This is a genomic window from Paenibacillus sp. MMO-58, assembly GCF_037146255.1.
Classification (GTDB): Bacteria; Bacillota; Bacilli; order Paenibacillales; family Paenibacillaceae; genus Pristimantibacillus.
Window position 1 is genome coordinate 322,465 of sequence record NZ_JBBCVY010000005.1, and the last position, 12,429, is coordinate 334,893.

Consider the following 12,429-nt stretch of genomic DNA (forward strand, 5'->3'; position numbering starts at 1 on the left):
TTTAGCGTCGCAAGTTCGTTTTGGATTATGGTTAGTCTTGCATATCGTTACGTATTGGTGTAATGTGTAATAATTACGAATAAGAGGTGGCTGTCATGGCTACGCTCGCAAGGGCGGATAGTATTTTTGCTGCCTTCATAACATGTTCCGATCTATAATCGTAAAAATTACAATTAAAGAGGTGCCAGGAATGAACCATTATGATTGTGTCATCGTAGGAGGAGGCGCTGCCGGCATTGGAATGGGCTGTGTGCTGCAAGATCTAGGAGCGGTGAATTTCACGATTCTGGAAAGAGGAGAGATTGGTTCTTCCTTCTTGCAGTGGCCAAAAGAAATGCGGATGATCACTCCGTCCTTTACTAGCAATGCGTACGGAATGCTCGATCTAAACGCCATTGCGATTCATACCTCGCCGGCTTATACCCTTGGTACGGAGCATCCTTCCGGAGAAGACTACGCTGATTATTTGCAGGCTGTGGCAGCGTACAAGGAGCTGCCGGTCCAGACAGGAGTAGATGTTATTGAAGTGCGCCGGCTGGAGGAAGGAGGATTTGAGCTGAATACCTCGGCCGGCGTTATGCGAAGCCGATTTGTGATCTGGGCTGCTGGCGAATTCCAATATCCACGATTGGATGGTTTCCCTGGAGCCGAATATGCGCTGCATAACAGCTTCATACGGGAGTGGTCTGAAATAGCCGGTGATGAGACCGTCATTATTGGCGGCTATGAGAGTGGTGCGGATGCTGCCATACACCTTGCTAAGCTAGGCAAAAAGGTAACCATCATAGATCGGAATGGCCGTTGGTTAGAGAAAGGCAACAGCGATCCCAGCGTTGAGCTCTCACCGTTTACGAAGGATAGGCTTAATCGCGTAGAAGATGGACAGATTCAACTTCTCCCGGGACATGAGGTGCATTGGATCGAACGAACAGAGGATGGAGGTTATCTTCTCTTTTGCGAGAACATCGAAGGAGGGGAGCGTTTTGTGAAGACGGCTCATCCGCCTATTCTCGCAACCGGCTTCCAAGGCAGCTTGACCATGATCAAGCATATGTTCGAGCAGAATCCGCAAGGAGGAGTGCTGCTTACTGAAAAGGATGAATCAACGCTTACGCCAGGTTTGTTTGTGTCGGGACCATCGGTTAGCCACGGTCAGCTACTGTTTTGCTTCATCTATAAATTCCGCCAAAGATTTGGTGTCATTGCCGAAGCCATAGCTGCCCGAATGGATGTCGATACGACCGTGCTGCAGCAATATCGGGATCAAGGAATGATGCTGTCCGATCTGTCGTGCTGTGGAGAGGACTGTAAATGCTGATTCATACTCATGAAGCAGAAAGAGCCGTCCTCCTTATCGGCTTCGAATCATCCGGCAAATCCGCATTGTTTCGTGGACTTACGGGTCACGAGACTGGAGAGGAGAGCAATTTTCGCGGGTCCACCGTTATGACTCGGAAAGGGATGTGGGCTTCTTCCTCTTTTGAACTCGTTGATGTGCCCGGCATTCGGATGAAAGATGACAGCGAAACAACGCGTGAGGCCATTAATGCCATATACGATGCGGATATCGTAGCTTTAGTGGTTAGAGCGACACATGTCAAGGTAGAGCTGCCATTGCTGCTTGAAGAAGTGAATTTGACGAATAAAAAGGTATTTTTGATTTTAACTTTTGCAGATAAAACGCGGATCGGTCTGTCGGAACTGGCTAGTTATTATGAGGATTGGCTTGGTATTCCGGTCAGTGTGGTAAATGCAAGAAGCCTGCAGGACTTAGACAAGACAAAGCTTCAACAAGCGGCAGCAAGTGCCAAGGCGATACGCCGGAAAGCAATGCGCCTTTTGCCTATGCACCCTGTCATACAGCCGCAGACGACTGTGCTTGAACACCCGCTATGGGGGCGGCCGTTTTCACTGATCGGAGTCGTTCTATTATTTGCTCTGCCGGTATTACTGGCGTACCTGCTGTCCGCATGGTTACAACCTGTAATTGACAGGAATGTGATCGAGCCCGTTAAAGCTCTGCTTGCGAATTCGCCGCCGCCGCTTCAAACCCTTTTAATTGGTGATTACGGGATAGTCACTCTGGGGTGGTATTCCTTTCTGTGGGCATTCCCCGTCGTTATTTTTCTCGGGATAAGCACGGCTCTTACAGAGGAGAGCGGGATAAAGGATCGCATTACCGACTCTCTTGATGGCTGGATGCGGAAGGTTGGTCTTAATGGCCGTGATCTGCTTCCTATACTAACCGGCTTTGGCTGTAATGTCGTTGCGGTTTTCCAAAGCCGTGCCTGCAGCGCCTGCACGCGCAAATCATGCGTAACCATGATTACCTTTGGTTCAGCTTGCAGCTATCAGATCGGGGCGTCATTGTCTATCTTTAGTTCGGCCGGTTATCCTTTGCTGTTCTTGCCTTATATTTTCGCATTAGGAATCGTAGGCGTCATACATAACCGTATTTGGAACCGGAAGTCTACGTTGCAGCCAAGCGAGTACTATTTATCCAAAACCTTTCTTCAAAAACCTCAGTGGCGTGCAGTTAGCTGGAGAGTCCATACGGTTGTCAAACAATTTATCTTGCAAGCGATGCCGATCTTTCTGCTTATTTGTTTCATTGCAACCGTGCTGCAAATGGCAGGATGGATGAACGGGCTCTCTAAATTAGCAGCGCCAGCTATGCAATGGCTTCATTTTCCCGAGGAAGCAGCAAGCGCGATTATCTTCTCGATTCTTCGAAAAGACGGTCTGCTTGTATTGAATCACAGCGAAGGAGCACTTCTGGATGCCATGAGCGCAGGACAATTGTTTGTGCTCGTCTATTTGGCTTCCACGCTCACCGCATGTCTCGTTACTTTGTGGACCGTACGCAAAGAATTTGGCTTTACGTTTGCTTTCTCTCTAGCCGGAAAACAAATGGTCACCTCAATGGTATCATCAATCATCATTATGCTGCTTGTCGGTTGGCAGCATTAATTCAAGGAGGACAACAATATGGATACGAGCTTACAATCTCATGATGACAAAATTCCGGTAACGGTTCTAAGCGGTTATCTAGGTGCCGGCAAGACAACCATCCTTAATCATGTTCTTAATAATAGAGAAGGATTGAGGGTAGCGGTTATTGTGAACGATCTGAGTGAAGTCAATATTGATGCCGATCTTATTCGAGACGGCGGCGGCCTAAGCCGGACAGAAGAGAGTCTGGTGGAAATGTCCAATGGTTGTATTTGCTGCACGCTGCGGGATGATCTGCTTCAGGAGGTGGAACGCCTTGTACTGGAGAAGAGATTTGATTATATCCTGATCGAATCGACAGGGATTGGCGAGCCATTGCCGGTTGCTCAAACCTTTACGTATGTAGATGAGGACCAGAACATTGATCTTTCGAAGTATACACGGCTCGATTGCATGGTAACGGTAGTTGATGCCTATCATTTCTGGCAGGATTTCCAATCTCGAGAATCTTTGGCAGATCGCAATCAAGAGGCAGGAGAAGGAGATACAAGAAATGTCGTGCATCTGCTTACCGACCAGGTCGAATTTTGTGATGTATTAATTATTAATAAATGCGATATGGTCAGCGAGGGAGAGCTCGTTAGGCTTGAGACTGCTCTTAGGGGACTCCAGCCAGGGGCGAAAATGATTCGTTCCAGCCATGGGAAGATCGATCCCAAGGAAATTCTTAATACCCGGCTTTTTGATTTTGAGAAAGCAAGCCAATCCGCCGGCTGGATTCAAGAGCTTCAGAAGGAGCATCACACGCCAGAAACAGAAGAATATGGAATCTCTTCCTTTGTGTATCACCGTAAAATCCCGTTCCATCCAGAGCGTCTGCTGAAATGGATGGCGAAATGGCCTAAGGAGATCGTGCGGTCCAAGGGGCTTTTGTGGCTGGCGACTCGTAATAATATGGCCATATCCTTCAGTCAAGCTGGCGTATCGAGGCAGTTGTCGCCAGCTGGCTTATGGGTTGCTTCGCTATCAGAGGATGAACGACGTGTTTATTTCGGAGAAGAGTATCCCAAATCTCCGGACTGGGACGATAAATGGGGAGATCGGGTGACCAAGCTTGTATTTATTGGTATTGCGCTGGATAAAGATGCCATTACAAGTTCGTTGGATGCAGCCCTGTTGTCTGAGGAAGAAATGGAAAGCAACTGGCGATTATTAAAGGATCCATTGCCAGGGTTCTAATAGAGATGAATACGATAATGCGGGAAAGCTGGAATAATCGTGCTCAGCAGTATGCGAGACGAATGGATAAACTAATGAATGCTTTAGAGTATCAGCAGCAGTGGCAACAAAAGCTGCAAGCTCTGCTTGGTAATAAGCAGGAGCTTCAAATACTCGACGCAGCAACCGGTTCCGGTTTTTTGGCTATTCATCTGGCACAATTAGGACATCGGGTAACGGGACTTGATTTCTCAGAGGAAATGCTTCGCATTGCAGAGCTTAGAGCAAAATCAATGGGTCTTGATTGCTCTTTTGTTTACGGATTCGCCGAGGATCTTCCTTTTCATGCAGAACAATTTGATGTAATGGTTTGCCGCAACCTGTTGGGCAGCTTAAGTGATAGTCGGCAAGCTGTATTTATGGAATGGCGACGAGTGTTGAAATCTGGTGGACGGGTTTTGATCTGGGACGGCGACTGGACTGCCAGAAATTTATTCCCTTTCGCTCAATCTCAGCTTTCAAGTGGGAGAAAACCTCATCGTCAGGCTAAAATCAAGCGTCAAGGGATAATCAAACGAAATCCATATTCAAGTTTGCTGTATAACGATGTGGCGTTGGAGTTGGAGGCAGCTGGTTTCATTAATATGACAGCATGTGACAAAGAAACCAAATTGATGCATGGATTGCAAGAGGCAAAGCTGCAATGTGAGCCTTTATTTATAAGCGCTCAGAAGCCATAGCAAAACAAGAAAGCAGTTCGGAATCTGTTCAACAGGTTTTGGACTGCTTCTGTTATTGTATTGAAACTTTTTCTGTTTTTTTGGTATGCTTAAGGAATAGATAAGTCAGGCGAAAGGACAGAATCTTATGGATAAACACAGCAAAGTACTGGAAATGGTCAACACGATGTCTAGGAATGGCTGGAGAATTACAGAGCAGCGAAAAAGATTAGCTCAAATATTTGTCGACCATGACGGTTATTTGTCGCCGAAAGATGTATATGACCAATTATCTCAATATTATCCTAATGTCAGTTTCGACACGGTTTATCGGAATCTTCGCATGTTAAGCGAGATGGGTGTACTTGAGCATTTTTATTTTATAGATGGCGGACTCAAATTTAGGGAAAGCTGTAATGCCCATCACCATCATCATTTAATATGTGTCAATTGTGAAAAAACACTTGCATTTGACGATTGTCCAATGGATCTTGGTGTCAAATTACCCGGCAGCTTTAAAATATTGCGTCATCGTTTTGAAGTTTATGGCCTTTGCGAAGAGTGTCAATAAAGGAAATGGGGAGCATATGCGCTCTCCATTTTTTTATGCAGTTCAGAAGTGTTGACTTAATTAATAGTAATTGTTACAATTAATTAAAAGTAAATATTACAATTAAACAACGAGGTGTCTATAGTGAGTTTTGAAAAAAAGCTGCCTGTAACCGTATTAAGCGGATATTTAGGAGCGGGAAAAACAACGATCTTAAATCATATTTTGAATAACCGGGATGGCATGAGAGTTGCTGTAATCGTGAATGATCTGAGCGAGGTTAACATTGATGCGGATTTGATTCAAGGTGGAGGGGGACTATCGCGCACCGACGAGAAGTTGGTTGAGATGTCCAATGGCTGTATCTGCTGTACGCTTCGGGAGGATCTCCTTCGAGAGGTGGAGCGATTGGCTATGGAGCAGCGCTTTGATTATATTCTAATCGAATCGACTGGTGTAGGTGAGCCAGTGCCAGTGGCGCAGACATTCTCTTACATTGATGAGGAGCAGGGCATTGATCTTACCCAATTCTGCAAGCTCGATTGCATGGTTACCGTTGTAGATGCTTATCGTTTCTGGAGTGATTTCTCCTCCGGCGAAACATTGCTCGACCGGAAGCAGGAGGTTGCTGAGGATGATACTCGAGAAGTCGTTGATCTGCTTATTGATCAGATCGAATTCTGTGATGTATTGATTCTGAATAAATGCGATTTGGTTGAAGAGAAAGAGCTGGAGGAGCTGGAAACGGTGCTTCGGAGCCTCCAGCCTCGTGCCAAATTTATTCGTTCCAACCGTGGACAAGTTAATCCGGCTGAGATATTAAATACCGGCTTGTTCAATTTCGATGAGGCCAGCCAATCAGCAGGCTGGATGCAGGAAATGGCGAAGGAGCATCATACGCCGGAGACGGAAGAGTATGGCATTTCCTCCTTTGTATACGAACGGGCACAGCCGTTCCATCCGGAAAGATTAATGAACTGGATGAGTGAATGGCCGGAAGAAATTGTACGTGCGAAAGGAATCGTATGGCTCGCCACGCGCAACGATATGGCACAGAACATCAGCCAGGCGGGGCCATCTATCCAGTTCGGACCGGCAGGTAAATGGGTTGCGGCGCTTTCGGAAGCGGAGCAGAAGGAGCTATTGCTTGAGGATCCATCCATTGCTGAATCCTGGAACGAGCCATACGGCGATAGAGTGAACAAAATTGTATTTATCGGTCTTGATCTGAACCGCTCGGTTATCACAAACGAATTAGATCAATGTTTATTGACTGGTGATGAATTAATGACGGATTGGAATTTGCTGCATGACGAGTTCCCTGATCATTCGGACGTGCAAATGGAAGAGCAGTTTAAATAATGTAGGCCGGATCTTATGGAAAGGAGGGAACTGTATATGCGAGTAACGGTTACGCTTGCCTGCACGGAATGTGGAGATCGCAATTACACAACAAGCAAAAACAAACGTACGACTCCCGAAAGAATTGAACTTAGAAAGTATTCTCCGCGTCTAAAAAAGTACACGATTCATCGAGAAACACGTTAACCGAAAATCATGGCTGCGCGTAAAGCGGCCATGATTTTTTTGTCGTTTTTTATTCTGAAAGATTACGAAAAAGAAGATTGTCAAGGTCTTATCTGCACTTTATAATTGTACTACGTAATCATTACGAATAGTCGGAGGTTCTCTTGAATCAGAAATCCTTGTTGTCCTGGAGAATGGAATATACTTATATTATCGCATTAGCGCTTATTGTGGGAATTGGACTTCATCCGGAATGGTTAAGTACGGAAGTTTGGTTTAACTCAGCAAGAATTAGCACTTTTAAAACGATGCTAATCAGCATCGTTCTTGAGACGCTGCCTTTTCTGCTCCTTGGCGTAGCCGTATCCTCTCTGATGCACGTATTTATACCAGAAGCTTGGATTCGCCGCTTCATACCTAAAAATCCGCTGCTGGGAATTCTAATCGCCTGCTTGCTGGGGATTCTGTTTCCCGTCTGTGAGTGCGGTCTCATCCCGGTAGTCAGAAGACTGATGGCCAAAGGAATGCCGTTATATGTGGGAGTTGCTTTTATACTTGCAGGTCCAATCGTAAATCCAATCGTCTACTCGGCTACTTATGTCGCCTTTCGCAACAGACTTGAGATGGTAAATGCCCGAATGGGATTAGCGGTGGTTGTAGCCTTAATTATTGCTCTTATTGTCTACTTCTTTGTAAAGAGCAATCCAATGAAAACGGCGGAGGATACGATGAATGCTTCAAATCCTCTAAAAGTACTTCGAGTCACGAAAAAGACCGGAAAGTTTAGTGAAGCGATACGACATGCGGGCGGCGAGTTTTTCGATATGGGTAAGTATGTCATATTCGGCTCTATACTTGCAGCGCTTATTCAAAGCTTTATCCCACGTTCGGAGCTGCTAGTCGTTGGCCAAGGAGAGTATACATCCCATCTGTTTATGATGGGCTTTGCCTTCTTCCTTTCCTTGTGTTCAACATCTGATGCATTTGTCGCTTCTTCGTTCCTTGGCACATTTTCAGCAAGCTCGCTTTTAACGTTTATGGTATTCGGGCCAATGATTGATATGAAGGGAACCTTGATGCTGCTTTCTATATTTAAGGCGAGGTTTGTCGTGCTGATTATTGCTTTGCTCGTCATTATTGTTCCGGTTGGTTCCATGCTTGTTCAGAAGCTTTTTTGGTAACGTCTGTCTTACAGGATTAGAATTGGAGGAACTGTTTATGGAGGAACAGAGGCATATAGCTGTGCATCATATCATTCGCGCGGTTATTCTTGGAGGATTTTCTTTCTATGTCGTTCATTTGGTCAAAATGGATAAGCTGCAATATTACTTGGCGCCCAGAATGATGCCTTATATTAAATATTCGGCAGTCGCGTTGTTTCTGCTGGCCGCTTATTATGTATATATGGCATTACAAAGCTCTGACCATAAGCACGAGCATGACGCAGACTGCGACTGTGGACATGAGCCACCCCGTTCTTTACCGAAAAATATGGCTATTTACAGCGTGTTTCTGCTTCCGCTTTTGTTCGGGTTTCTATTTCCCGACAAAATTATGGGAAGCGATGTAGCGTCGGTGAAGGGAATGAACCTGACTGTCAAAAACGTACAGCAGCCAATCAAGAAGGCTTCAGTACCCTCTGCGAAGGCTGCAACTGAAAAGACTCAATCCGTTCAGAATACATCAGGCATGGGATCTTCTACAGCTGATACAACGTCCAAGCCGAGCCTTGACGATCTATTTCCGTATGATGAATATACAAAGGACTTTTCGGATCTCGGTAAAATATTTTACACCAAAGATATAATTACAGTGAAGGATGAAGGATTTCTTGAATATATCTCAACCCTAGATTTGTACAGGCATAATTTTATTGGGAAAACCGTTGTCTTGAGCGGTTTTGTTTATCGGGAAGAAAACATGGCCGCCAACCAGTTTGCCGTTTCCCGTATGGCCGTATCCTGCTGTACGGCGGATGCAGAGCCTTACGGAATAATGGCAGAATGGAGCAAAGCGGCTGACCTAAGCAAGGATACCTGGATAACCTTGACTGGCAACATTGGCCTGAAGGAATACAATGGAAATGAAATTATTGTGTTAAACACCCGAAAAGTAACTACGATTCATGCTCCAAAAGATCCGTACGTCTACCCCTATTTTGGGGATATTACCGAATTGGAAAAGAAGTAAACGTCTATTGCCTTTGCCATCCGTGACATGGCAGAGGCAAAATTCATTAAAAGATTCGAAGAACATATTGATACTTGTTTGTTTACCTGCTATACTACAAAACGTAAACATTACGATTTAGAGTATTTTATTTTTTTGTTTGTTAACTGTAATTATTACTTATAAGGGGCGGGTTGTTGTTGCATAATTCTTACGAACATATTATTGAAGCAATGAACCGCCAAGGATTACGTTTAACGGAACAAAGAAAGTCTATTGCAAGAATTTTTGCCAGCACGGGTCACTATTGCTCCGCTAAAGAGATCTATTTGAAACTAATGTCCGCGCATCCGGACATTAGTTATGATACGGTGTATCGGAATCTGAAGATGTTGCTTGCACTTGGTATATTGGACCAAATTTATTTGCAGGATGGTGCTAGATTTAAAGCCTGCTTAAACCGGGCAGGAGAAGTTGAACGGCAGGTCATTTGCTTGCATTGTGGTCAAATCATCCCATTCGAAGAGGGAAATGTACCTTTAGTTTCAGGTATGCCTAACGGGTTTGAAACCATCAGCATCAGATACTATGGGTATTGCAGATCGTGCAGCAATAATACAAGGAAGGAATGAAAGATCATGGTTCTGTTAACGATGGATAAGGTTGAATTTGGTTATACGGACGTGCCTTGTCTGGAGGATGTCTCCTTTCAGGTCTCTGCAGGTGAATTTGTTGCGGTTACAGGGCCAAACGGCTCTTCTAAATCCACTTTGCTAAAATTGGCCTTAGGCTTGCTTCGTCCACAAAAAGGAGAGGTTAAACTTCAAGGCCACAACCCGGATGGAAGCAAGCTAAAGATTGGTTACGTCCCGCAGCATATCGTCGCATTTAATAGCGGCTTCCCAAGCAGGGTGCATGAATTTGTTAGATCCGGTAGGTATGCAGAGGGGTCCTGGCTGAGGAGATTGAAACCAAGAGATCATGATATCGTGGAAAAATCGCTGCGAGATGTCGGAATGTGGGAGATGAGGGGACGCAAGATTGGCGAACTGTCAGGCGGGCAGAAGCAGCGGATCTGCATCGCGCGAGCTATGGCAAGAGAGCCGGAACTGCTTGTTATGGATGAGCCGACTGCCGGAATGGATCTGCAGAGCCGCACGTCCTTTTATACACAAATGCGTCGTCAAGTTACGCAGTACAACCGTACGGTCATTATTGTGACGCATGAGTTGTCCGAAGCGGGCTCCTTCCTTGATCGGACGATTGAACTGACGAGAAAGGAGGAAGGCGCATGGAAATGCTGCACTACGACTTTATGCAGCGGGCATTTTGGGCTGGCGGAATAATCGCTATTCTCGCGTCGACTTTAGGCGTATATCTCATGCTCCGCCGTCAAGCTTTAATTGCCGATATGCTGTCTCATGTTTCGCTTGCCGGTGTCGCTGCAGGAACCTATCTGCATATAAACCCCTCCATTGCTGGCTTTATTGTTGCTATGCTGGGCGCAATTGCGGTTGAATATGTTCGACGTTCCTATAAATCCTTCAGCGAAGTTTCCGTCGCCATTATTATGGTCAGCGGTCTGGCAAGCGCCGTTGTACTTATGAGCTTGATCAAAGGAACAAGCAAAAGCTTATCCTCTTACCTATTCGGATCCGTTGTTGCGGTTAATACGGCGGATTTATGGCAGATGATAGGCGTCGCGGTGGTCGGAGCAATCTTCTTCTTTTTTTTCCGGCGACCGCTTTATCAGATTTCTTTCGATGAAGAAACGGCCAAAACCGATGGGCTGCCGGTGAAATGGATTTCGTTATTATTCAGCATCATGACCGGCATGATCGTATCTTCCGCCATGCCGATTGTAGGGGTATTGCTTGTTTCGGCGCTTGTTGTTCTCCCTGCGGCGTTTGCTGTCCGAATAGCGGTAAGCTTTAGCGCCGCAATCGGAATTGCATGCGCAGCCGGGCTTGTAGGCGTATTCTCGGGCCTTACGGCATCCTATCATTTAAACACGCCTCCGGGAGGCACGATCGCCATTATTCTGCTTATCATTCTAGGTGTGGGAGTACTGGCGCAAAAGACAACGCTGCGTGCTCGAAACCGGGTGAGAAATACGGAATCAAAGCGTAAATTTTACACTTATCAATAAATTTATTTAGAAAAAAGGAGAGTTATAATCATGAAAAATTGGATGAAAAAAACATTAGTCATTTCGGCCTTTCCTGCCTTGCTGTTGTCGGGCTGCGGAAACTCAAACCAAGCTGCGAATACTGCGGCAAATGCGGATAACGCATCGGCTACGCCTGTTGAGTCGGCGGCGGCCTCCGGAGAGAAGCTGAAGGTAGTCGCTACCTTTTACCCGATGGTTGAATTTACGAAGCAAATAGCGGGGGATCATGCGGATGTGGTAGGACTTGTGCCTTCGGGCGTGGAGCCTCACGACTGGGAGCCAAGCGCTAAGGATATGGCCGCTATTCAGGATGCCAATGTATTCGTATATAACGGTATTGTTGAAGAATGGGTGGACTCCGCGCTAAAAAGCACCGCGAATCCGGATCGAGTCGATGTTCAAGCTAGTGCCGGCATTTCCCTGATGGAAGGCGTAGAAGAAGAGGGTGAGCATGGGCATGAAGGCGAAGCGGCAGAAGGGCATGATCATGAATCGACGTTGGATCCCCATGTGTGGTTAAGCCCTGTACTTGCTCAAGATGAAGTGAAATCGATAAAAGATGCACTTGTCAAGGCAGATCCGGCTAATAAAACAGATTATGAAAACAATGCAAATGCATTCATTGCCAAATTGAAAGAGCTCGACGAGGCTTATAAAACGAAGCTGGCGGAAGTGAAAAGAAAAGACTTCATTACGCAGCATGCCGCTTTTGGTTATCTGGCCAAGCAATATGGCCTAACTCAGGTTCCGATTGCGGGCTTATCGCCCGAGCAAGAGCCTAGCGCCGAAGAGATGGCTAAAGTCGTGGAATTCGCCAAACAGAACAACGTTCATACGATCTTTTTCGAGACGCTTGTAAGTCCAAAGGTTGCGGATACGATTGCCAAGGAATTGGGAGCGGAGACGGACGTTTTGAATCCGATTGAAGGATTAACGGAGGAAGATATCAAGCAAGGCATTGATTACATCGATATCATGTACAGCAATCTGGATGCGTTAACGAAATCTTTAAAGGAGTAAATGTAGATTTCAACTGAATAATCTTTACAACAACCGCCCGTAACCAAAGGGCGGTTGTTTGCGATATAAAAGAGCCCCTTCGAGTGAGATTGATCCCTCTTTTA

General features: G+C 45.8%; 13 protein-coding genes. All 13 read left to right on the forward strand.

The window, feature by feature from the left end:
* Positions 1 to 190: 190 nt before the first annotated feature.
* The 13 genes from WFJ73_RS17420 (at position 191) to WFJ73_RS17480 (ending at position 12,325) form a co-directional block, all read left to right on the forward strand.
* Positions 191 to 1,318 (forward strand): NAD(P)/FAD-dependent oxidoreductase, encoded by a 1,128-nt coding sequence (locus WFJ73_RS17420; protein ID WP_336774283.1) that lies wholly within the window; start codon positions 191 to 193, stop codon positions 1,316 to 1,318.
* A complete protein-coding gene (locus tag WFJ73_RS17425; RefSeq protein WP_336774284.1) occupies positions 1,312 to 2,970 on the forward strand; it encodes a nucleoside recognition domain-containing protein in 1,659 nt (552 codons plus the stop codon). Before WFJ73_RS17420 ends, WFJ73_RS17425 begins: the two co-directional genes overlap by 7 nt.
* A gap of 18 nt (positions 2,971 to 2,988) precedes the next feature.
* Positions 2,989 to 4,191: a GTP-binding protein gene (locus tag WFJ73_RS17430; protein WP_336774285.1), complete on the forward strand. Its 1,203-nt coding sequence runs from the start codon at positions 2,989 to 2,991 to the stop codon at positions 4,189 to 4,191.
* Between the two features lie 5 nt (positions 4,192 to 4,196).
* The gene (locus tag WFJ73_RS17435; RefSeq protein ID WP_336774286.1) at positions 4,197 to 4,910 is read left to right on the forward strand and encodes a class I SAM-dependent methyltransferase; all 714 of its coding nucleotides are present in this window, start codon (positions 4,197 to 4,199) and stop codon (positions 4,908 to 4,910) included.
* A gap of 127 nt (positions 4,911 to 5,037) precedes the next feature.
* Complete coding sequence (locus tag WFJ73_RS17440; protein WP_336774287.1) at positions 5,038 to 5,460, forward strand: Fur family transcriptional regulator; 423 nt, start codon at positions 5,038 to 5,040, stop codon at positions 5,458 to 5,460.
* Positions 5,461 to 5,580: 120 nt separating this feature from the next.
* On the forward strand, positions 5,581 to 6,801 hold the full coding sequence (locus tag WFJ73_RS17445) for a GTP-binding protein (RefSeq protein ID WP_336774447.1): 1,221 nt from the start codon (positions 5,581 to 5,583) through the stop codon (positions 6,799 to 6,801).
* 36 nt (positions 6,802 to 6,837) lie between these two features.
* Positions 6,838 to 6,987, forward strand: a complete 150-nt coding sequence (rpmG, locus tag WFJ73_RS17450; protein ID WP_248757658.1) for a 50S ribosomal protein L33 — start codon at positions 6,838 to 6,840, stop codon at positions 6,985 to 6,987.
* A gap of 143 nt (positions 6,988 to 7,130) precedes the next feature.
* Positions 7,131 to 8,147, forward strand: coding sequence for a permease (locus WFJ73_RS17455; protein ID WP_336774288.1), 1,017 nt, complete (start codon positions 7,131 to 7,133; stop codon positions 8,145 to 8,147).
* A gap of 37 nt (positions 8,148 to 8,184) precedes the next feature.
* Positions 8,185 to 9,156: a TIGR03943 family putative permease subunit gene (locus WFJ73_RS17460; protein WP_336774289.1), complete on the forward strand. Its 972-nt coding sequence runs from the start codon at positions 8,185 to 8,187 to the stop codon at positions 9,154 to 9,156.
* Positions 9,157 to 9,335: 179 nt separating this feature from the next.
* Complete coding sequence (locus WFJ73_RS17465; RefSeq protein WP_336774290.1) at positions 9,336 to 9,767, forward strand: Fur family transcriptional regulator; 432 nt, start codon at positions 9,336 to 9,338, stop codon at positions 9,765 to 9,767.
* 6 nt (positions 9,768 to 9,773) lie between these two features.
* Positions 9,774 to 10,481, forward strand: coding sequence for a metal ABC transporter ATP-binding protein (locus WFJ73_RS17470; RefSeq protein WP_248757649.1), 708 nt, complete (start codon positions 9,774 to 9,776; stop codon positions 10,479 to 10,481).
* On the forward strand, positions 10,427 to 11,284 hold the full coding sequence (locus tag WFJ73_RS17475) for a metal ABC transporter permease (protein ID WP_336774291.1): 858 nt from the start codon (positions 10,427 to 10,429) through the stop codon (positions 11,282 to 11,284). Before WFJ73_RS17470 ends, WFJ73_RS17475 begins: the two co-directional genes overlap by 55 nt.
* A gap of 30 nt (positions 11,285 to 11,314) precedes the next feature.
* On the forward strand, positions 11,315 to 12,325 hold the full coding sequence (locus WFJ73_RS17480) for a metal ABC transporter substrate-binding protein (protein ID WP_336774292.1): 1,011 nt from the start codon (positions 11,315 to 11,317) through the stop codon (positions 12,323 to 12,325).
* Positions 12,326 to 12,429 lie beyond the last annotated feature (104 nt).

What these genes read in the sequence shown, in the direction of transcription:
- rpmG (WP_248757658.1), top strand. Translation starts at nt 6,838, where the DNA reads ATGCGAGTAACGGTTACGCTTGCCTGCACGGAATGTGGAGATCGCAAT.
- WFJ73_RS17475 (WP_336774291.1), top strand. Translation starts at nt 10,427, where the DNA reads ATGGAAATGCTGCACTACGACTTTATGCAGCGGGCATTTTGGGCTGGC.
- WFJ73_RS17435 (WP_336774286.1), top strand. Translation starts at nt 4,197, where the DNA reads ATGAATACGATAATGCGGGAAAGCTGGAATAATCGTGCTCAGCAGTAT.
- WFJ73_RS17470 (WP_248757649.1), top strand. Translation starts at nt 9,774, where the DNA reads ATGGTTCTGTTAACGATGGATAAGGTTGAATTTGGTTATACGGACGTG.
- WFJ73_RS17425 (WP_336774284.1), top strand. Translation starts at nt 1,312, where the DNA reads ATGCTGATTCATACTCATGAAGCAGAAAGAGCCGTCCTCCTTATCGGC.
- WFJ73_RS17460 (WP_336774289.1), top strand. Translation starts at nt 8,185, where the DNA reads ATGGAGGAACAGAGGCATATAGCTGTGCATCATATCATTCGCGCGGTT.
- WFJ73_RS17430 (WP_336774285.1), top strand. Translation starts at nt 2,989, where the DNA reads ATGGATACGAGCTTACAATCTCATGATGACAAAATTCCGGTAACGGTT.
- WFJ73_RS17440 (WP_336774287.1), top strand. Translation starts at nt 5,038, where the DNA reads ATGGATAAACACAGCAAAGTACTGGAAATGGTCAACACGATGTCTAGG.
- WFJ73_RS17420 (WP_336774283.1), top strand. Translation starts at nt 191, where the DNA reads ATGAACCATTATGATTGTGTCATCGTAGGAGGAGGCGCTGCCGGCATT.
- WFJ73_RS17480 (WP_336774292.1), top strand. Translation starts at nt 11,315, where the DNA reads ATGAAAAATTGGATGAAAAAAACATTAGTCATTTCGGCCTTTCCTGCC.